Consider the following 22,047-nt stretch of genomic DNA (forward strand, 5'->3'; position numbering starts at 1 on the left):
AGATTAAATTATTGATATAATATATTGATGCTCTAAATAATTAGATATATTTACACCGCAAAACTTTTTAGATTTCTACATTTAATTTCAACCCAAGAGTGCAGCAAAAAACATTAAAGAAACAAGTTATTGGAGGTATTGCTTGGCGTGGATCTGCAGATATTATTCAGCAAGTTTTACAAATTGTGTTTACCATCGTTTTGGCAAGATTGCTAACACGTGGTGATTTTGGATTGGTGGCTATGGCACTTATTGTCAATCGTTTTGTTAAAGCGATGACGAGTATTGGTTTTGGATCAGCGATTATTCAAAGTCAGGAGATTACAAAAGAGCAAATATCCGGTATATTTTATATTCAATTAGCGCTCAATATAGTGCTAACTGCAGCCGTTTATTTTGGATCGGGTTTAGCTGCATCGTTCTTTGAAGAGCCTGATTTAGTGCCAATTATTCAGGTAATTGCATTTGTTATTTTTATACAAACGTTTCAGTTTCCAAATATTCTATTGCGCAAGCGTATGGAGTTTAAAAGCTTTTCGATTGCGGAAATTGTTTCTATGGTGACGTCGAATATAGCCGCTATTATAATGGCACTCTATGGTTTTGGGGTTTGGTCCTTAGTGTGGAGATTAATTTTGCAACGATTAATTTATGGTGCTCTATCGTTTTACTATGGAAAATGGTTACCTGGAAAGCCAGAATTTAAAGGTATAAAACCTTTATTTAACTTTGGGATAAATATGTTGGGTGCACAAATGGTGTATTTTTTTGCAGAGAACATGATTGGTATGCTTACGGGAAGATTTCTCGGAAAGGAAGTTATGGGACTCTTTAATATTGCTTTTAATTTGGCTATTGTGCCAGCAAGTAAAATTCAATCCGTTTTAACGTCAGTTTTAACTCCAGGGTTTTCTAAAATACAGTATCATGCAGAAAAATTTAGAGCGAACTATACGCTTGCTTTGGGCTATACATCATTACTTTTTATCCCCTTTATGGTGATGCTCATGGCGATAAGTCAGAATCTGATTTCTACATTTTATGGTGAAAAATGGCAAGAGGCAGGTAGTTACTTAATGATACTCTCTGTAGTTGGGTTATTAAGAGGATTGTCCCATATTTTGCGAAGTGCCATAATATCAAAAGGGAAATCTAAAGTGATATTTGTGTCAACGATAGTCGAGGTGGTGTTCTCATTGCCAATTATGTATATTTTAATGCAAGATCTAGGTATTTACGGTTTAATGATTGGCTATCTTTTAGGCGCTTTATTTGGGTGGATTTATACGTCTATATATTATAATAAAGCACTAGAGCAAAAGAATGCAGCATTATCAACGATTAAGGAAGCAGTATTAATTGCTGTAGCAGTGTTCATTCCAGTGTATAGTATTAATTTATTGGGTGTAAAGCCAGTAATTGGGTTAATAATACAACTCATCGTAGGGTCTATTATTTTTGTAATTATATTGAGGAGTTTAAAACGAGAACTGTTTGAGAATCTACTTATTAAATTAAAGATCAAAAAAAACAAATAACCTTACAAGTTAATACGATATGCACCAAGTAACACTGCTAGATAAAACATCCAAAACTGAAGTTAATCAATGCTTAGATTTATTAGAAGGTAGTTTTGGTAAAGGCTTAGATTATTACCAATGGAAACACAATGTTACTGAAGAATATGGTATAGAAGAATATACATTTTGTGTTTTTAAAGACAACTTGTGTATTGCAACGACGCAGGTGATCATAAACGAAATGATTATTTCTGGAGTAGCTTATCGTTTTGGGATATTGTGTGATGGAGCCACCCATAAGGATTATAGACGTTTGGGTTTGTTTGAAAAATTACTCAGCCATATTAACACATTTTGTGCTCAAAAAAATGTAGCATATGTATATAGTACCGGAAATGCCAAATCAAGAAAAGCATTATTAAAATTAGGTTTTGAAGATTTTTTCTCATCCTATAAAGCTGCAAAAAAAGTAAGGTATACCCATGCAGCCTTGAAAGGTTATAATATGTTTTTAAATGTATTTGGTAAATTAGCCATAAAACCAAAAGATAACATCAAGGAAATAGCTATTGAAGATTATGCTAAGTTTTATACGAATCAAAAAAATAAATATGCCATAACCTGTGAGAAATCAGAACCGTATTTAAAATGGAGATTAAATGACACCACTGGGAGTTATAAGATATATGGAGCTTTCGATGCACATAAAACATTACAGGCAATAGTGGTTATTAAGAGCTCTAAAAACATGCTTTATATTGTTGATGCGATCTACAATGAGGAAATGAAGTACCTTAATCAATTATTAAAATACACCTCTGACTTAGCCACATTAAATAAAAACATTATAAAGATAAATAGCATTCATAATAACTTTAAAGGCATTAAGAAAATGTTTCAAGATAACAATTACAAAGTATCTAAAGCTGGCTCAAGTACATTGTTATTTATCATAAATCCAGATTTTAAAATACCTTATTCAGAATTAGAAAATATGCATTACATGCGAATAGATAAAAACGAATAGTAGCATGAATTCAAAGATATATTTAAGTATTACAATTGATACCGAATGCGATAAAGGCGCTAAATGGAAAGTAAAGCAACCAATGTCATTTCATAACATGTACAATGGCGTGTTTAATAGATTGCAGCCGTTATTTGATAAATATAATGTAAAAGCAACCTATCTTTTAAGTCCCGAAATTATAAGAGATCAAAGATCAGTAGAAATATTAAAAACATTTGACAGTAAAGTGGAACTCGGAACTCATTTACATGCAGAGTTTATAGAGCCACAATCCAATTTTACGTCTGACACTACTAAAGAATTTCAAAGTAATTTTGACCCAAAAATTGAAAAGGCTAAGCTTGTAAATTTAACCAATTTGTTTATTGAAACATTTGGTTATCAGCCACTTTCTTTTAGAGCTGGTCGTTTTGGGATTAGTAAGTACTCTTTAAAATTTTTGCAAGATCTGGGGTATTTAGTAGATAGCTCTGTAACTCCAGATTTTACAATAAAAAATAAAGAAAGTAAGCAGGTTATTAATTTCTTTGGTGCACCTTACCAGCCTTATTTTCCGTCTGAAAAAGATTTTCGACGTCACGGTAAATTAAGTATTTTACAAGTGCCTGTTACGGTAATTCACAAGAAATTATTGAATGTTCCTGTGTGGATTAAAAGAGGTATAATGGTAGATAAATCTTACCAACATATTATTTTTAATTATTTAACGCAATTTTCTAAACCAACATGGTTAAGACCTACATATGCAGACATAGATCAAATGAAAAGCATCACAAATGATATGATAAAACAAGCTAAAGGAAGTGATGTGTTTTTATGTATGATGTTCCATAGTAATGAATTTGAAGTGGATATGAGTCCTTATAGTTTAAATGAAGCAGCTGTAGATAAAATCTTTGATAGGTTAGACGCTTATTTAAGTTGGGTAACCTCTAAAGATAATTTTTCGTCATTAGGTCTTTCAGAAATCAAATCCAAATTTTAAGAATGGTTAATGTAGGTGTTCTAACAAATAATCATTACCCTCGTTTGGGTGGTATGGAAATAGCAGTGCATAATCTTGTGAAAAATATGCAATCAATGGAAGGTGTTTTAGCAGCAGTTGCTTGCAGTACAATGCCAGAAGTGCCTAAAACGTTTCAGTATCCTTATCCGTGTTATAGATCAAAAAGTTTTTCTGTTTTTACTCCGTTTCTGTTTGAGCGAAATCAGTTAAAAATGATAAAAGAAAATAATATTAATATTTTGCATGGACCAATGCTTCATGGAGGAGGTTTTGAAGCTGTAAAATTTTCCAAGAAACTAAATATTCCTGCAGTTGTACATTCCAGAGGTTCAGATGTTCAATTGGTTAAAGAAATTGGTTATGGAGCGCAGTTAGAAGCCGGCAGCCTTGATAAGCTCAAACAAGCAATTAAATACTCTAATCAAATAATTGCAGTAAGTGAAATTAATAAAGAAAACTTGTTAGAGTTAGGAGCAGATACAGGTAAAATAACTGTGATACCAAATGGTATTTTAATTAATGAGATTAATAATATACCTTATCAAGATTTTAGGACTAAATATGGTCTGTCTCAAGACGATTTTGTGATTATTACAGTAGGTAGAAATAGACCAGTGAAACGAATGGAATTGTTGTTTGAGGCGTTAGAAAAGCTTAAAGATTATAAAAATATAAAATGTCTGTGTGTAGGGCCAACAGAGAACTTGACTGCACTAGCCTCAAAGTACAATGTTTTAGATAAGTTAGTTTTAACAGGCAAAATTCCCAAAGAGTCTAACTTTAATATGATGCAGCCTTATGCAGAACTTATAAATACATTTAGAAGTGCAAATCTATACATATCTACATCTTATGTGGAATCTTTTGGTAATGCAGCTGCAGAAGCTTTAGCATGTGGTATTCCAATTATTGTAGGGCAAAAACATGGCGTTAGGGATGTGGTACTAGAAGGAGAAACGGGTTGGGTTATGCCAAAAGAAACTCCAGCGTCCTTGGCTGAACTTATTATTGGTTTGTATGAGAAACGTCAATCACTTTCAGAAAAAACAGAAATAATTAAAGCTTCAGTATCACATTTAACATGGCAAAATGTGGCACAACAAACAGTAGAGGTTTATAAAAAGATGTTTTAATTATGCTATTTAACTCATTTGAATATTTAATATTTCTTCCAACGGTTTTTCTGTTGTACTGGTTTGTATTCAATAAACATTTAAAGCTTCAAAATTTATTTTTGCTGGTTATAAGTTATGTTTTTTATGGCTGGTGGGATTGGAGATTTCTTGCACTTATAGCGTTTAGTTCATTTGTTGATTATAATATTGGTTTGCGATTAGATAATACCCAAGAGCAAAGAAAACGGAAGCTATTATTGTATATAAGTATGCTTGTTAACTTAGGTTTTTTAGGATATTTTAAATACTATAATTTCTTTATCGATAATTTTAAGCTGGCTTTTGAGTCAATTGGTATTAATATGCATTTGTCTTCGCTCCAGATCATTCTACCAGTAGGAATCAGTTTTTACACGTTTCAAACCATGAGTTACACTATAGATGTGTATCGAAAAAAATTAGAGCCTACAAAGAATGTTATTGAGTTTTTTGCTTATGTAAGCTTTTTTCCACAATTAGTAGCAGGTCCAATTGAGCGCGCAAAAAATTTATTACCACAATTTAAGGTTAAAAGAAAGTTCTCCTATGATTTAGCTTCAGACGGAATGCGCCAAATTCTTTGGGGCTTATTTAAAAAGATGGTTATAGCAGATAATTGTGCGGTTTATGTCAATCAAATTTTTGATGCGCCTCAAGATTATAATAGTCCTACTTTAATATTAGGTGCTGTATTATTTGCATTTCAAATTTATGGTGATTTTTCTGGATATTCCGATATCGCTATAGGAACTGCTAAATTATTTGGTTTTAATTTAATGCAAAACTTTGCGACTCCATATTTTTCTAGAGATATTGCTGAGTTTTGGAGACGTTGGCATATTTCTTTATCTACTTGGTTTAGAGATTACGTTTATATTCCTTTAGGAGGAAGCAAAGGAGGTAAATGGATGAAAGTCCGCAATACATTTATAATATTCTTGGTGAGCGGGTTTTGGCATGGTGCCAATTGGACGTTTATTGTTTGGGGTTTTTTAAATGCATTATTTTTTCTACCATTACTATTAACTAATAATAATAGAAATCATATTGATGTTGTTGCTTCAAATAAAATGTTACCAAGTATAAAAGAGATTTTTCAAATAGGTGTCACTTTTGTACTAACATGTTTTGCATGGATATTTTTTAGGGCTAAAAATATGTCGAGCGCATTAAATTATTTACAAGAGATTGGTACATTTCAATCTTCAGAGTCAATCTTGCCAGTTAAAGTACTATTAGTTATAGCGCTAATGGTTTTATTAGAATGGGGACATAGAGAAAGAAGCTTTGCATTGCAGTATTCTCCATCAGATTCTGTTATTAAAATGAGAATGATATATGCTATAGTCGCTTTTTTAATACTAACTTTTGGTAATTTTGAATTAACCGAATTTATTTATTTTGACTTCTAAATGAGAAAATTTCTAAAAAAAATAAGTCTTTATGGTTTTGTATTAGTTTTCGGATTTTATTTAGGGGCCTATTTACTATCTATATATGTTTCATCGAGAGATTTTGATAATTCAAATACAAAAAATAGTGTAAATATATTTCCTAAAAAAGAGAGCTATGACTTTGCGTTTATGGGAATTTCTCATGCTAGGATTTACTCAAGAGGAAGTAATTATAAAATACTTCAGAATTTACTAGATAGTTCAATTCTAAATTTAGCAAAAGGAGGTGGTAAGTGTGGTTTAAATGATCAAGTCTTTTATCTTAAATATTACATAGACAAGGATGTTCATATTACAAATGTCATTCTAGTACTATCACCAACCTTATTTCTATCTAGTCACTTAGATTCTGCCACCAATACTTTTAATGATGAACCTTTAGATTTTGATTTTTATATGAAATACCTCACTTACGAGGCTCCTAATAAGTATAAGCGACTTTTTAATTTTGCTAAATCTAAATATAATACTAAAACTTGGATAGCTCTGAAGCCAATTTCAGATTCTAGAAAGACGAAGATAATAGACTCAATAGATCATCTTAAATTAAAAAAAATGTTTAAGTTATATTATCCAAACGGATTTGATGGTATAAATCAAAACGAAAAAACTTTAATGCGTTTAAAAAGTCTCTGTGATCAAAATAAAATAAACTTAAAAATTATAATTCCACCTGCTTTATTTGGTGAATGGCCAGGACATGATTTGTTAACAAATACCCTATTAAAAAATCGGTTTGTAGAAAAGGTAGATTTTTACGATTTTTCTAATATGATAATGGAAAAAAAATATTATTATGATGAACATCATCTAAATTCAGACGGAATAGAGTATTTTTTTAAAAATATTTCAGAAAAAATAAATAACTAGTTATTTATGAAATTAGACATATTTGATAAACCCACTTTTGCAAAAGATACCGCTATACAATTGTAAAGTTGAGTACATGGTTTCATTCCCAAAAAAATAATTAGTAATGCTATTTAACTCATTTGAATATTTAATATTTCTTCCAACGGTTTTTCTGTTGTACTGGTTTGTATTCAATAAACATTTAAAGCTTCAAAATTTATTTTTGCTGGTTATAAGTTATGTTTTTTATGGCTGGTGGGATTGGAGATTTCTTGCACTTATAGCGTTTAGTTCATTTGTTGATTATAATATTGGTTTGCGATTAGATAATACCCAAGAGCAAAGAAAACGGAAGCTATTATTGTATATAAGTATGCTTGTTAACTTAGGTTTTTTAGGATATTTTAAATACTATAATTTCTTTATCGATAATTTTAAGCTGGCTTTTGAGTCAATTGGTATTAATATGCATTTGTCTTCGCTCCAGATCATTCTACCAGTAGGAATCAGTTTTTACACGTTTCAAACCATGAGTTACACTATAGATGTGTATCGAAAAAAATTAGAGCCTACAAAGAATGTTATTGAGTTTTTTGCTTATGTAAGCTTTTTTCCACAATTAGTAGCAGGTCCAATTGAGCGCGCAAAAAATTTATTACCACAATTTAAGGTTAAAAGAAAGTTCTCCTATGATTTAGCTTCAGACGGAATGCGCCAAATTCTTTGGGGCTTATTTAAAAAGATGGTTATAGCAGATAATTGTGCGGTTTATGTCAATCAAATTTTTGATGCGCCTCAAGATTATAATAGTCCTACTTTAATATTAGGTGCTGTATTATTTGCATTTCAAATTTATGGTGATTTTTCTGGATATTCCGATATCGCTATAGGAACTGCTAAATTATTTGGTTTTAATTTAATGCAAAACTTTGCGACTCCATATTTTTCTAGAGATATTGCTGAGTTTTGGAGACGTTGGCATATTTCTTTATCTACTTGGTTTAGAGATTACGTTTATATTCCTTTAGGAGGAAGCAAAGGAGGTAAATGGATGAAAGTCCGCAATACATTTATAATATTCTTGGTGAGCGGGTTTTGGCATGGTGCCAATTGGACGTTTATTGTTTGGGGTTTTTTAAATGCATTATTTTTTCTACCATTACTATTAACTAATAATAATAGAAATCATATTGATGTTGTTGCTTCAAATAAAATGTTACCAAGTATAAAAGAGATTTTTCAAATAGGTGTCACTTTTGTATTAACATGTTTTGCATGGATATTTTTTAGGGCAGACAACATTGCACATAGTATAGATTATATCAAAAATATTTTTTTAATTAATAAGGGACAGTCAATAGTTCCTACGGTTTTGATAGTTTTAATATTTTTCTTAATTGGCATAGAGTGGTTTGGGAGAAAAGAGACTCATTCTTTAAGTAGATTAATTAAATTACCTTTCGTGTTTCGGTACATGTTATATGTCCTAGTGTTACTTTTAATAGTATTATTTATGCCAAACGAAGCTAATTCATTTATATATTTTCAATTTTAAGTTATAATGAAGTTATTTTTATATAAATCCGTTGCTCTTTTTATTGTTGTTACAATTCTTTTTAAATTGTTAGATGTCTTAGCTGTATCTGGTTTATCTAATTTGAAGGATGATGATTATAAAGATTTAGATTTACTCTATAATAATAAGATAGACGACGAACTTTTAATTCTTGGTTCATCAAGAGCATGGAACCATTTTGATATAAAAGTAATAGAAGAGCAGATGGGAATAAAATCTAGAGTAATTGGTTTGTCTGGTGCAGATTTTAACATGCAAAGAGCGCTTTGGGAACAAGCCTTAAATTCAGAGAATAATGTGAAGTATATTGTGCATGTTGTTGGCGCCTTAGAATTTTCTAAAAGAGAAGATGGTATTTTTAAGAAGTATAAATTTTTTCCATATTTTAATAGCCAATATGTATATTCTAATTTATCGAACATTCAACCTGATCTTTGGAAAGATAAGTATGTGCCACTGTATAAGTTCCATGGGAACTATAAATATTTTTTAAAAGGGATAAAGTCTAAGTTCAAACCAAATACATCAAGTTTATATACTAAGTATAAGGGGTATAGAGGTTTTGAAGATGTATGGGATGGTGAGATTAAGGTAGACTCAAAAGTGATTTCTCAAAATGATATATCTTTAGCGACTAGTTTTTTAAGAGAAGAGGCTCAATTAGCCAATGAGAAAGGGAAAGTTTTAATTATAGTGTATGCTCCTGAGTTTAGTCAAACTAATGCCATTTTTAAAGGAAAGCAGACTATTTTAAATAAATTAGAAAGTGTAGCGTCAGCAAATGATAATGTTTACTTTTTTAATTATAATGAATGGGAAGGAAATAGAGATGTTAAATTATTTCATAATGCAACACATTTAAATGCTGTTGGAGCAAAGCTCTTTAGTCAATCTTTTGTTAAGGATTTGACTGAAGTCTTAGATATAAACAATTAAAAATATAATGTAAATGTCCATAGATACCTCTCACATAGTTTTCATTATTAGCAATGCGCGTTCGGGAAGCACAATGTTAAGACAGTTATTAAATACAAATCCGGCTATAGGAATTCCTGAACGAGAATATGGATCATTACTTTCTATATTGAAAAAGATAGAGACTTATGGAGATCTTAGTGTTAAAGAGAACTTTGAGAAGTTTTATCTAGACAATGAAAATATTGCAGAATTAGATTTAAAAAAAGGAGGATTTGAGAATACCAATACATTTATGCTAGAGGAGTCAGTGTGGTTTAATAGTCTTTCTGAATTTAGTTTTCAATCCGTTTATGCTAAGCTCTTGTATCACCATTCAGAGATATTTGGAAAATCTCAAGAAAATATAAAATGGTTAGGGGATAAATCACCACAACATATTAAGAATATAAATTTGCTTATAAAACATTTTCCCAATGCAAAGTATATTTTATTAACTCGTAACCCAATTGATATAGCACTTTCTCAGGATAAATTTTCATTTAGGCACTATAAATTTATAAAAAAGGAGTCCCTAAATAAAGCTTGGAAAAAGCTAAATAAAAAAGACAATAAGGTATTGCTTAAGAGAATTGGCGCATGTATTAAAAACATTACTAAGATCAGGCAGGTTTTTCAAAATAAAAATATTGATTATATAGAAGTGAATTATGAAGCGCTTTTAATGGATTCTAATACCTTTTTTGATACGGTTTCCGAGTTCTTAAAAATTGATAATGAGTTTGATTTAAAAAAATTAAGAATCAAAGAAAGTCAATCAGGTACAAAAAAGGGAACGAATGAATTACTTGTTAATAATATTGATAAATATAAATCACTCTTATCTCCTAGTTTTATAAAGAAAATCGAATTAGTTTTTGGAAAAGAATTATATAAAGCAACTGATAAAAAGTCTACCTCGATAGATTTAAAAAGTCTTAATTTAAAGTATAATTACTGGGACACTTTAAACTACATAAAAAATATATTTATGTCATTTATACCGGTTGTAGGGTTTTCTAAAACCATAAAACTTGTGTTTAAAAAATATGTTTCTAAAAAGAGGGACCTTTAAATTAATATAATCAATGAAACTAGCCATACTAGCACAAGCCTATTTATTTGATAAAACAGCTCCGATTAATGGCACTTTAGTGCAGCTTTATAATTTGACACAAGGGTTTAAATCAGAACACATAGATGTTAACTATATCGCAGTAACTAAAGATGCCACCAAACCAAAGGATGAGGTTGTAGAAGGCGTGCACTTTTATTGGATACAGGCGCGACCAGGCATACTTGGTTGGAAGAAAACAATGAATGATTATAGGTCTGTCCTCAACAAAGTAAAACCAGATGCTGTATATGTGAGAGGGAGAAATGTAATGCAATATGTGGCTGGTACTTATGCTAAAGCCCATAACATCACATATGTTTGGGGCACAAATGGTGATGATAGTGCTGAATTCAATAAAAATGTGAAGCGTTTAATGGGGTCTAATAAATCTGTATTAAAAAAAGCGATTTTATATCCTTTAAAAGCTTATGAGGATTGGTATATCAATAAAGGTATGAAAATGGTACAGATTGTTGTCAATCAATCTGAAGAACAAAAAATAGCAACTAAGCAACATCTAGGTAAAATGGGTGTCGTAATATCGAGCTACTTTTTTATGCCTACTCAAGAAACAGTTACTAAGAAGAATTTAATATTATGGTTTGCTAATTTATCAGAAGCAAAACAACCAGAACTTTTTATAGATATCATAAAGAAAATAGAAGTAACCAATTGGAAAGCTATTCTAGCAGGAGGCACTAGTATTGATTCATACCAGCAAAAAATTGATATTCTATCCAAAGGGACAATTATAAAAACTCTTGGGAAAATAGATTTTAAAGCATCGTTTCAATATTATAACCAAGCAAAAATTTATATCAATACAAGCAAGCCTGATGCAGATGGTTTACCAAATGCCTACATTCAAAGTTGGTTGAGTGGAGCAATAGTATTATCATTGCATCATGATCCAAATCAATGGATGAAAACACATAATATAGGGTATTGTTCTAATGGCGATATCGATAAATTAGTATTTAAATTACAAGAATTAGTCAATAATCCAGAATTATTAGCTGAAATGAGTCACAATGCACAATCATTTGCTATACAACAATTTTCAAATAAAAATATAATTAATAATTATATAAATCTGTTTAAAAAATAATGCATAAAGCATCTAAAATAGTATTTGTTATGCCATGGCATATTTCGGAACGTGGAGGTGGTGCCGAGGTTCAAGCCAATTATTTGGCTAAAGAATTATTAAGACGAGGGTATCACGTTTCATATATATGCCAAACAAATCATGCTAACAAAATTAACTCTGTAGAGAACTTAGATGGAGTCTCTATTCACTGGCTCAAACCATCAGGGAAAATTCAATGGTTAGATCAGAATAAATATTTAAAACCGCTTAAGTTAATTGATCCAAATTATGTTATCCAACGTTTAACATCTAATGTAAGTTATGTAATCTCTAAATATTCTTCAAAAACAAAAGCAAAATATATTTGGATCTGTACTGATAATAAAAACCCCTTTCGCAATTATCATTTAGGAAAGTTTAAAGAACATTGGACTATTGGTAAAATTGGTGTTATAAAATATTCCATATTTTATTTGAGTAATGTAATAATGGATTATTATCGTAATATAGGGATGAAAGGAATAGATATCGCTTTTACACAAAATGAATTTCAAAAAACAAGATTAAAAGAAAATTTTGGAAGAGATTCATTTCGTATGATTTCTGGTCATCCTGCTCCTTCTCATAGAATTTCTAATACTGATAGGTTTAATAATAAGACAATTTTATGGTGCGCCAACTTTGGAAGACATAAACGTCCAGAGATGTTTATAAAACTTGCTAAAATGTTAAAAACCCAAAATTATAAATTGATTATGGTTGGTGGACATAGTGATAAAAATTATGTAGCTAGCTTACTTGCTAATAAGGTTCAGGATCTAGAAGTTACGGGTACTTTATCGTTTGATGATGCTTTAGCCTATTTTGATCAGGCAAGTATATTTGTTAATACCTCTACACCAGGTGGTGATGGATTTCCAAATACCTTTATCCAAGCTTGGTTAAGACAAATCCCAGTAGTTAGTCTCGGATTTGATCCAGATAATATTATTCAGAAGAATAATTTAGGATACGTAGCAAAAGATATAGAAGATGCAAAAGAATTTATTACACAAATTCTTTCAAATTATGAAATGTATAAATCTACCTCTTTAAGTGCTTTTGAGTATAGTGAAAAAAATCACACTATTGAAAGGATGACTGATAATTTTATCCAATCGATTAATAGTAATTAAACGAAAAGGCAATAAAACGTAGTTTATTTATGAGTAAAGAGAATATACTTATCGAATGGCTTACAAAGTCTTTGGCTATGTACAATGCTTTTGTATCAGAAAAAAGCGTAGCGCATGTTAGGGGAGGGCGAGTTTATGAGTTGTTAGCTATAGATGTTTTAAAGAAAAGTTATGAGGTGGCTATTAATAAAGCGTTAATAAAAACCACGAATACAATAAGCTACGCTTTTCAAAATCATAAGTCAAAAATTAATGGAGATATATGTGTTATTGATCCATACCTTCTGGCTTTAGGGAAATTCAATGCTAAAAAAAAGAATGTTGCGATTGTGCATCATATAGACGAAGACATTTTTAATAAAAATCTGATGTCTAAAATCTTCTATTTCAATTTAAAAAGAAATCTAAAAAAGATGAATGCCGTTGTGGTAGTGTCTGAAGTATGGAAGACTACACTTACCAACATAGGTGTTAATAATGTGAAAGTCATATACAATGCTTTTGATATTAAAGATTATGAGTTTTCAAATGTCGAAAAAGAGATTTTTAAAAAGAAATACCATTTAGAAGGCACCAAACCAGTAGTTTATATTGGGCCAAACAGTCCAGGTAAGGGTATTAGTGAAATATTAGAGGTGATCGATCAAGATAAATACAACCTTGTAGCCACAGGCAAAGTAGATGTCAGTAATAAAAATGTAAAAACCTTCTTTTTTTCTGAAGAAGAATTTCCGCTATTTTTAGCATGTTGCGATGTGGTATTATGTATGTCAACCATGACCGAAGGTTGGAACAGAATTGCCCACGAAGCCTTATTGTCTAAAACACCAGTAATTGGTTCTGGTACAGGTGGCATGCTAGAATTATTAGAGAATGCGGAGCAAATTATGGTTAAGGATATAAATGAGTTGGATAAACATATAGCACGTAGTATAGAAAATACAGATCAATATACTACCGCAGGTCATAAATACGCTAGTAAATTTGATTTAAACTATTTTAAGTCAAGTTGGAACGCACTAATAGAAGAACTCGCATAATGAAAATACTCTGGCTTGCACCAAATTTTAATCACTATAAAGCACGTTTTCTGAATCATTTAGCAGAAGAAAATGGTGTAGACCTTACCATTTTATCAGGTACGGGAAGAGATAACATGGGAGATGAAGAACTTCATACACAATGGAGTTTTAAGCAGCTTAAAGTCAATGTATCTAAAAAAGACTTCGGAAATTCAAAAGTGGTAAAACAAGAATTAAAAAACGTATTCGGTGATTTTAACTGGATTTTAATTCCTGCAGAAAAAAAGAACCTACCATTATTTTTATATGCTAAACATCTTAGAAAGAAAAACTCAGGCGTAAAGTTGTTTTCCTATAACCATCCTATTTTAAAATCAGGTAATGGCAAAATTACATTCATAGATAAAGTATTGACCAAGTTTTATTACAAGAGTTTTGATCGCGTAATTTTTTATACACATAAAAGTTGTGATTGGGCTGTTGAGAATAAACTAATTAATTCTAAAAAAGCTTATTGGGTTAACAATACTATAGATAATACAGAGGTAGAAAAGTTTTATACATTTCAATTACCTCCAGAAAATGAAACGAGAATAGTTTTTATAGGACGACTCATTGCATCAAAAAAAATCGAAGTACTTATAGAATATGTTCAAAAACTTAAAAGAACGATTCCAGGTTTAAAATTAGATATTATTGGTGATGGTCCTGAGAAAGCTATTGTAGAATATGCTTTAAAAGAATATCAAAATATATATTGGCATGGAACTTTAGTCGATGAAGCTAAAATTGCTCCAATTATGAAGAAGGCAAGTCTAGTGTTTATTCCGGGACATTCAGGATTGTCCATTAACCATGCATTTGCTTATGGTAGACCTTATGTCACTTTAGATGGACCTAGTCATGCACCAGAGTTAGAGTATATCGAAGAAGATAGAAATGGTTTTGTGCTTAAAGAAGATATAGATGCCAATGTGAATAAGATTGAAAACGTATTAAAAAATCGAAGCGTATTGGAACAATTTTGCGAAAATGCGAAACTAAAAGGTATGGACTTATCTGTACAAAACTGGGTGCAACAAATAAAAACGAGTTTATTAGATGAGTAAAAAGCCAAAAATACTATTTATTGGACCAACACCTCCGCCGTATTCTGGTCCCGAATTAAGTATGCAACAGTTTTTAGAGTCTGAAACGTTAAATACAGCATTTGATATTAAGTTTCTTAAAACCAACTTTAGAACAGACAATACAAAGAAAGGAAAGTTAGATCTATCCATGCTAACTAACTTTTTTATTTACTTTTCTAAACTATTAAAGCTACTCATTACAAATAAACCCAAATGTGTATATTATCCCATCACACCAACACAAATTGGTTGGATTGGACGAGATGTATGGACCATTTTATTAAGTAAATTATTTGGAGCAAAAGTGATTATACATCTTAGAGGAAGTCATTTTAAGCTTAATTTTCAACAATTTAATGGGCTTATAAAAAAAATGGTTGGTATAAGTTTAAAAAAGGTGGATTGTGCAATTGTACAAGCCAGTTACTTAAAAGACCAATTTCAACCTTTTGTTCCTGAGCACAAAATGGCAGTGTTATATCAGGCTATGGATATAGAGCAATACACTAAAAGTGATGATAGTCAGATACAAGAAGGGAAAATTTTGGTTATGGGTCATATGACGAAAGCCAAAGGTTATACGGATATTTTAAAAATAATTCCTCAAATTTGCCAAGAGTTTCCATGGGCAACCTTTTGTTTTGCAGGTAATATAAGAAAAGGGGAGCGCGGAGTATTTTATAATCAGTTTACAGGCGAGAAAATCACGTATGAAGATCCGTTTGAAGCAGAGGCAAAAATTTTAAACTCAGAGTATAAAAAGAATTATGTGAACCTAGGCATCATTAGTGGTGAGGATAAAATGAAACATTTGCAGTCAACAGATGTGTTTTTAACAGCGTCTTACTCGGAAGGGTTTTCACGTTCACTTTTAGAAGCCATGTCTATGGGTAAACCAGTAGTGTTTACACCAGTAGGCGCACATAAAGAAGTGTTTAAGGATAAGGTGCATGGGTTTTCGTTTGTGCCAGGGGAATTAGAACAATTAAAGAAGGCTTTGCAAAAGGCTTTAATAAATAATGAAAAGCGCAGAGCAATTGGTGAAGAAAATAGAGCATATGTAGTCTCTAATTTTTCAATTGAAAAAATAGCGAATGATTTCAAAGCAATTATTTCAAATACATTGACAGCATGAAACATTCATAATTAAATTTCGATACCCAAAGAAATGATGATATGGATATACCATGTGACCATTCAAAAACAATAAATAGATACACATGAAAACTATAATCCGAAAATTAATACATTACTTAGGTAATGTGCTTCGTTTTTTTCAAATGTCGTTTTTAAAAGCATCTGGAGCTACCATAGGAAAAAATTCTATGATCAGTTTAGGGGCTAAAATAGATGTAAGACGCGGTAAAGTGACTATTGGCGATCATTGTTTAATTACGCATGGTTGTTACATACTATCGCATGATGGTGCAGCACATATCATTAATCCAGAAGATAATGGTACAGGGTATGTAACTATTGGAGATCATGTGTTTATTGGTGTCAATACAGTAGTGATGCGTAATGTGACTATTGGTAACCATGCTATTATTGGTGCAGGATCCGTAGTGAATAAAGATATTCCTGAAGGAGTGGTTGCTGCTGGGAACCCAATTAAAATCTTAAAAACCTTAGACAAGCCATATAGACCTTTACCTAAAAAGCATATGGACGTATCATGATATTAGTTCCTTTATTTATTTTAATTGCCATGATTGGTGTAAAAATGCAGAAAGGTATTTTTATGTCATTCTTAGTATTGGTAGCTACTAAGTCAATCATGGATGCCTTTTGGGAAATAAAGTTAGGGCCACTCTCTATTCTAGCAGTTCAAGGTATATTAATACCAGTTTTATACAGTGAAATTTTTTTTAAAAGAAAAATCATTCCAAAAAGATGGTTAGATTCAGCTAAGATTTATGTGTTAGCTTTATCGCTGGGGCTTATTTGGGCTATTGCAGTGAAACCTATGGCTACAGTTGAAACTGTAATTCTAAATGTTAATATTTATTTAGGTTTTATATTAATTCCAATATTTATTACGGATCAGAAACGTCTGAAGCAGCTGCTTATAGCCGTCATGATATGTGGCATATTTCCTATTTTAGTGAGTGTTTATCAGCTCAATACAGGTGTAGTTTTTCAAGAAAGACAAACGGTAGGTTTAACGAGGTATGTGGGTTTTTATCATGATGCATTTCCTGTTCGTTTTTTTGGATTAATGACGCTTATATCCATATTGATTTATCAATCTGTTTTCAATATTAAAGGATTTTTATTTAAAGCATTTATTTTGTTATTAGCAGGAGGTGCGTTTGTATCTATTTATGCAGTTTTTAGCAAAGCAGGTGTAGGTATTATTGGGTTGTGGATCGTATTGTTACTGTTGTTTTCCAAGTCAAAAGTTAAGCAATCATTTTCAGTACTAATAGGACTATTAGTAATATTTTTGGTTTTTGGAGATGCGGTTTCTAGTAACATAGAACAATTGTTTAGTAAAGAAGTCGGATATCAGACAGGGGAAGTTACAGATGCGAGGTATACATTGGCAGGTCGAGGATATATATGGCAAGAATATTGGAATTTTTGGACTTTGGAACAATCTGCATTTTTTCAATGGTTTGGAGACGGTATTAATAGGCCTGTGCACAATGAATTCTTTAGAGTACTTATGGTTAATGGCATTTTTGGAGTCTTAATTTTATTGGTTTTTATTTTAAGAAAAATAAAAAATATTTTTAAAATTCATAAAAATGTAAGAGTGTTTGGAATGATGTTACTAGGAATGTATACAATAGATTGTATAGGTTTAGTTCCTGGTGAATATTATTATTATAATATATTAGTTTGGGGTATCTTTGGCACATTATTGATGAAACCCCAATTATTTATAAAACAAAAATAAAGTTTAAATGCAACAACTCACACAAAAGCTAGGTTCTGGCGATATGATTATTCAAGATGTACCTTATCCACAATTAGGAAAAGGCATGGTGATCGTTAAAAATCACTATTCTATAATCAGTGCTGGTACAGAAGGTTCTACAGTCGTAGCAGCGCGTAAAAGTTTAATTGGTAAAGCCAAAGAGCGTCCACAGCAAGTAAAGCAAGTGATTGATACCTTAAAAAAACAAGGGCCAATTCAAACCTATAGAGCTGTAATGAAAAAATTAGATGCATACTCTCCATTAGGATACAGTTGTGCAGGTGAAGTTATTGAAGTTGGTGAAGGTGTAACGGAATTTGAAGTGGGAGATAAAGTGGCTTGCGCTGGAGCAGGTTATGCTAATCATGCAGAAATTGTGGCGGTACCAATTAACTTATGTGTAAAACTAGATAATAATACCAACTTAAAAGATGCAGCCTACAATACTTTAGGTGCTATTTCCATGCAAGGTGTGCGTCAAGCAGATTTGCGCTTAGGAGAATCTTGTGTCATTATTGGTCTAGGTTTATTAGGCCAATTAGCAGCATTAATATTAAAAGCTTCTGGTGTAACGGTCATCGGAATCGATGTCTCTGAAGCAGCAGTAAAACAAGCGGTAGATAATAAAGTAGTAGATTTAGGTTTAACCAGAAATGCGGCTGGTGTAGAAGAACAAATTCAAAATGCAACCAATGGATATGGCGCAGATGCGGTAATAATTGCTGCAGCTACAGCGAGTTTAGATCCTATTAATTTTGCAGGTGCTATTGCACGTAAAAAAGGAAAAGTAGTGGTGTTAGGTGCTGTGCCAACTGGTTTTGAGCGCGACCCATTCTGGTATCGTAAAGAACTTGAACTTAAAATGGCCTGTTCTTATGGTCCTGGTCGTTACGATTTAAATTACGAAGAAAAAGGAATCGATTATCCGTTGCCTTATGTACGTTGGACGGAAAAACGCAACATGGAAGCCTTTCAAAATTTAATCGCGACCAATAAAATCAATATTGATTATTTAACCACGCACGAGTTTGAGTTTGATAATGCGAAAGAAGCATTTGATTTAGTGGTGTCTAAAGCCGAACCATTTACGGGTATTGCTTTAAAATACAATACTGAAAAATTAGCTAATAAAACTAAAATTACTACTGGCGAATCAGAACAATTAGGAAAAATAAACATCTCATTTATAGGTGCTGGTAGTTACGCACAAGGTAATTTATTGCCAAACATACCAGAAACCAATGAGGTGGCTAGAGTAGGGGTTTTAACAAATACAGGAACAACCTCTAAGCGTGTGGCTGAGAAATTTAAGTTTCAATTCTGTGCAACAGAAGAAGCGGATGTGTTAGACGATAAAACCAATACGGTTTTTGTAGCGACGCGTCACGATTCTCATGGTCCTTACGTTTTAAAAAGTCTAAAGGCAAACAAAAATGTATTTGTTGAAAAACCAATATGTTTATTAGAATCTGAACTAGAAGACATCATAGAAGCACAATCTGAAGCTAAAAAAGCTGTGATGATTGGTTTTAATAGACGTTTTTCACCATTAACAGATAAGCTTAAAAAGGCTGTAGGTAATAATCCTATGACCATGTTATACCGAATAAATGCAGGTGCTATTCCTGGTGATACTTGGATTCAAGATTTAGAGATTGGAGGTGGTCGTGTTTTAGGTGAAGTATGTCACTTTATTGATTATCTAACCTATCTTAATGGAAGTTTGCCAACTAAAGTATCAGCATCAGCTTTACCAGATGCGAATAAATTAAACGATACCTTAAATATTTTAATACAATTCGAAAATGGATCTTCAGGAGTTGTGGCATATTATGCCAACGGTTCTAAGTCTATGACTAAGGAATATGTTGAGGTATTTTCTGCCGGAATTTCTGCAACCTTAAATGACTTTAAAGAATTAAAGATTTACGGTAAAGGAAAACCTAAAAAAGATAAGATTTTCAATCAAAATAAAGGGCAGAAAGAAATGGTTGAAGCTTTTGTTAATGGCTTATTAACGGATGGCAAAGCACCAATTCCTTTTGAGGACATTGTAGCGGTAACCAAAGCATCATTTAAAGTTTTAGAATCTGTAAAACGTGGAGGTGAGCAAGTTGAAATCTAATATAGCATCAAGTTTTAAACGTCTTAAAAGCTATTGTGAAGCTGAAAATTTTAAAGGTTGGGATCCTTATGATGGGATGAACTCTAAAGTTTTTCAAGCCTTACCATTAAAGCACTGGGATTTAGCCAGATTAGCTTGGATACAAGGCTTTAAAAGAAGTCCTATAAATTTTAGGAAGCTGCTTTTGGTGCCAAAAGAACATAACACTAAAGGCTTAGCGTTATTTCTTTTAGGCTATTGTCGCTTGTATAAATTAGCTGAAACTGGTAATGAAGATTTTGGAACTAAAGATCAAATTTTAACGCGTATAAATGAGCTTTCAGACTTATTATTAAGTCTGAGATCTAAAGGCTATTCAGGTTCGGCTTGGGGTTATAATTTTGATTGGCAAGCCAGGCGTTTGTTCTTGTTTAAGAAATATACACCAACGGTTGTAGCGACTTGTTTTTGTGTGGAGGCTTTGTTAGAGGCTTATGAAATTACTAAAGATGAACATGTTTTAAAAGAAACCTTAACTGCTGCTGATTTTGTGGTTAATGATTTATCGAGAACAAAACATCAGAGAGGAATTATTTTCTCATATAGTGTGCTAGATGGTAATAATACGGTTATTAACGCATCGTTATTAGGGGCTAAAATATTAAGTTATTCTTATAAGTATACCAAAAACCAACAACATGCTGATTTAGCAAAACAGGCTGTAATTGCTGCATGTGATTTACAAAGCGAAGATGGGTCTTGGATTTATGGTTTGTTACCCATTCAATCTTGGATCGATTCTTTTCACACCGGATTTAATTTAGATGCCATTGAAACCTATCAACAAAATACGGGTGATCAAAGTTTTCAAAAGCATTTAGATTCAGGATTAAAATACTATTTAGAAAATTTCTTTGAAGCAGATGGTATGCCAAAATACTATCATGATAAAACATTTCCGATAGATATTCATTGTCCTGCTCAAGTGATTGTTACCTTATCCAAAATGAAAGCCTTTCAGCCTAATGAAGCATTGCTTTCTAAGGTATTACATTGGACAATTGATAACATGCAACATAAAAAAGGATATTTTTATTACCAATACAGACAAGGTATGAGTTCAAAAATATCATATATGCGCTGGAGTAATGCGTTTATGTTTAATGCTATGGCTCATTATTTACTAGAAACAAAACCAGAATAATATGGAGGCTAAGTCCTTAAATGGAGTGATGACTTTTGCTCCAACATCTCGAAAAGAATTAATGCAATACGCTTTTGATAACCATAAAATTATGGTGGCAGTTAATGCAGAGAAAATTCTACATGCTACGAATGAAAGTAGAGCGTTGATTAATAGAAATATGGGCTATCCAGATGGGATTGGTGCAGTTTGGGCTTTGCAGAAAAAAGGAGCTGGTAAGGTGGTTAAAATTCCGGGTTGCGAACTATGGTTAGATGTGGTGCAAGGTTATTATAAGGTTAAATCTTTTTATTTGGTAGGTGGGAAACAAGAGATTATTGATGCTACAATATCCAAGTTAAAATCAGAATATAATGGTATTAATATCTGTAATTATAGAAATGGTTATATTAAGACTGAAACAGAAGAATTAGCATTAATTGAAGATATAAAAAAGCACAATCCAGATGTGGTTTTTGTAGCTATGGGTTCGCCTAAACAAGAATTGTTAATGGAGCGTATTCAAAATGAACATCAGGCCGTTTATCAAGGTTTAGGAGGTAGTTTTGATGTCTATACAGGCAACGTAAAACGTGCGCCAGAATGGTGGGTAAAAAACAATATGGAATGGACCTATAGATTATTAAGTCAGCCATCAAGAATAAAAAGACAGATACACTTAGTTCGATTTTTTGTTAATTTGCATTTAAATCGGTATTAAAACGATCCCGATAAGTTCATAATACGTGTCCAATTA

The 22,047-nt window shown here is 31.7% G+C and carries 19 protein-coding genes; all 19 read left to right on the plus strand.

Annotated features, from left to right (window positions below; all coding sequences use genetic code 11):
- Positions 1-98: 98 nt before the first annotated feature.
- The 19 genes from ACJJVO_RS16425 (at position 99) to ACJJVO_RS16515 (ending at position 22,011) form a co-directional block, all read left to right on the plus strand.
- Positions 99-1,538, plus strand: a complete 1,440-nt coding sequence (locus tag ACJJVO_RS16425; protein WP_405576045.1) for a lipopolysaccharide biosynthesis protein — start codon at positions 99-101, stop codon at positions 1,536-1,538.
- Positions 1,539-1,557: 19 nt separating this feature from the next.
- Positions 1,558-2,547, plus strand: coding sequence for a GNAT family N-acetyltransferase (locus ACJJVO_RS16430; protein WP_405576047.1), 990 nt, complete (start codon positions 1,558-1,560; stop codon positions 2,545-2,547).
- Between the two features lie 4 nt (positions 2,548-2,551).
- Positions 2,552-3,535, plus strand: a complete 984-nt coding sequence (locus ACJJVO_RS16435) for a hypothetical protein (protein WP_405576048.1) — start codon at positions 2,552-2,554, stop codon at positions 3,533-3,535.
- Between the two features lie 2 nt (positions 3,536-3,537).
- Positions 3,538-4,689, plus strand: a complete 1,152-nt coding sequence (locus ACJJVO_RS16440; protein ID WP_405576050.1) for a glycosyltransferase family 4 protein — start codon at positions 3,538-3,540, stop codon at positions 4,687-4,689.
- 2 nt (positions 4,690-4,691) lie between these two features.
- On the plus strand, positions 4,692-6,122 hold the full coding sequence (locus tag ACJJVO_RS16445) for an MBOAT family O-acyltransferase (protein WP_405576052.1): 1,431 nt from the start codon (positions 4,692-4,694) through the stop codon (positions 6,120-6,122).
- A complete protein-coding gene (locus ACJJVO_RS16450) occupies positions 6,123-7,034 on the plus strand; it encodes a hypothetical protein (RefSeq protein ID WP_405576053.1) in 912 nt (303 codons plus the stop codon).
- Positions 7,035-7,140: 106 nt separating this feature from the next.
- Positions 7,141-8,571 carry an MBOAT family O-acyltransferase gene (locus ACJJVO_RS16455; RefSeq protein ID WP_405576055.1) on the plus strand — a complete coding sequence of 477 codons (1,431 nt, stop codon included), beginning with the start codon at positions 7,141-7,143 and terminating at the stop codon, positions 8,569-8,571.
- Positions 8,572-8,577: 6 nt separating this feature from the next.
- The gene (locus ACJJVO_RS16460) at positions 8,578-9,528 is read left to right on the plus strand and encodes a hypothetical protein (protein ID WP_405576057.1); all 951 of its coding nucleotides are present in this window, start codon (positions 8,578-8,580) and stop codon (positions 9,526-9,528) included.
- A gap of 13 nt (positions 9,529-9,541) precedes the next feature.
- On the plus strand, positions 9,542-10,621 hold the full coding sequence (locus tag ACJJVO_RS16465; protein WP_405576059.1) for a sulfotransferase family protein: 1,080 nt from the start codon (positions 9,542-9,544) through the stop codon (positions 10,619-10,621).
- 13 nt (positions 10,622-10,634) lie between these two features.
- The gene (locus ACJJVO_RS16470) at positions 10,635-11,771 is read left to right on the plus strand and encodes a glycosyltransferase family 4 protein (RefSeq protein WP_405576060.1); all 1,137 of its coding nucleotides are present in this window, start codon (positions 10,635-10,637) and stop codon (positions 11,769-11,771) included.
- Positions 11,771-12,928 carry a glycosyltransferase family 4 protein gene (locus tag ACJJVO_RS16475; protein ID WP_405576062.1) on the plus strand — a complete coding sequence of 386 codons (1,158 nt, stop codon included), beginning with the start codon at positions 11,771-11,773 and terminating at the stop codon, positions 12,926-12,928. Before ACJJVO_RS16470 ends, ACJJVO_RS16475 begins: the two co-directional genes overlap by 1 nt.
- 29 nt (positions 12,929-12,957) lie before the next feature.
- A complete protein-coding gene (locus tag ACJJVO_RS16480; RefSeq protein ID WP_405576064.1) occupies positions 12,958-13,968 on the plus strand; it encodes a glycosyltransferase in 1,011 nt (336 codons plus the stop codon).
- On the plus strand, positions 13,968-15,059 hold the full coding sequence (locus tag ACJJVO_RS16485; RefSeq protein WP_405576065.1) for a glycosyltransferase family 4 protein: 1,092 nt from the start codon (positions 13,968-13,970) through the stop codon (positions 15,057-15,059). The genes ACJJVO_RS16480 and ACJJVO_RS16485 overlap by 1 nt, the downstream gene beginning before the upstream one ends.
- Positions 15,052-16,215: a glycosyltransferase family 4 protein gene (locus tag ACJJVO_RS16490; protein WP_405576067.1), complete on the plus strand. Its 1,164-nt coding sequence runs from the start codon at positions 15,052-15,054 to the stop codon at positions 16,213-16,215. Before ACJJVO_RS16485 ends, ACJJVO_RS16490 begins: the two co-directional genes overlap by 8 nt.
- An 85-nt stretch (positions 16,216-16,300) precedes the next feature.
- Positions 16,301-16,759: an acyltransferase gene (locus ACJJVO_RS16495; RefSeq protein ID WP_405576068.1), complete on the plus strand. Its 459-nt coding sequence runs from the start codon at positions 16,301-16,303 to the stop codon at positions 16,757-16,759.
- Positions 16,756-17,982, plus strand: coding sequence for an O-antigen ligase family protein (locus ACJJVO_RS16500; protein WP_405576070.1), 1,227 nt, complete (start codon positions 16,756-16,758; stop codon positions 17,980-17,982). Before ACJJVO_RS16495 ends, ACJJVO_RS16500 begins: the two co-directional genes overlap by 4 nt.
- Before the next feature lie 7 nt (positions 17,983-17,989).
- Complete coding sequence (locus ACJJVO_RS16505; RefSeq protein ID WP_405576072.1) at positions 17,990-20,128, plus strand: bi-domain-containing oxidoreductase; 2,139 nt, start codon at positions 17,990-17,992, stop codon at positions 20,126-20,128.
- Positions 20,109-21,311, plus strand: a complete 1,203-nt coding sequence (locus tag ACJJVO_RS16510) for a delta-aminolevulinic acid dehydratase (RefSeq protein ID WP_405576074.1) — start codon at positions 20,109-20,111, stop codon at positions 21,309-21,311. Before ACJJVO_RS16505 ends, ACJJVO_RS16510 begins: the two co-directional genes overlap by 20 nt.
- Before the next feature lies 1 nt (position 21,312).
- The gene (locus ACJJVO_RS16515; protein ID WP_405576076.1) at positions 21,313-22,011 is read left to right on the plus strand and encodes a WecB/TagA/CpsF family glycosyltransferase; all 699 of its coding nucleotides are present in this window, start codon (positions 21,313-21,315) and stop codon (positions 22,009-22,011) included.
- Positions 22,012-22,047 lie beyond the last annotated feature (36 nt).

It is taken from the genome of Winogradskyella sp. Asnod2-B02-A (assembly GCF_045063645.1).
GTDB lineage: Bacteria > Bacteroidota > Bacteroidia > Flavobacteriales > Flavobacteriaceae > Winogradskyella.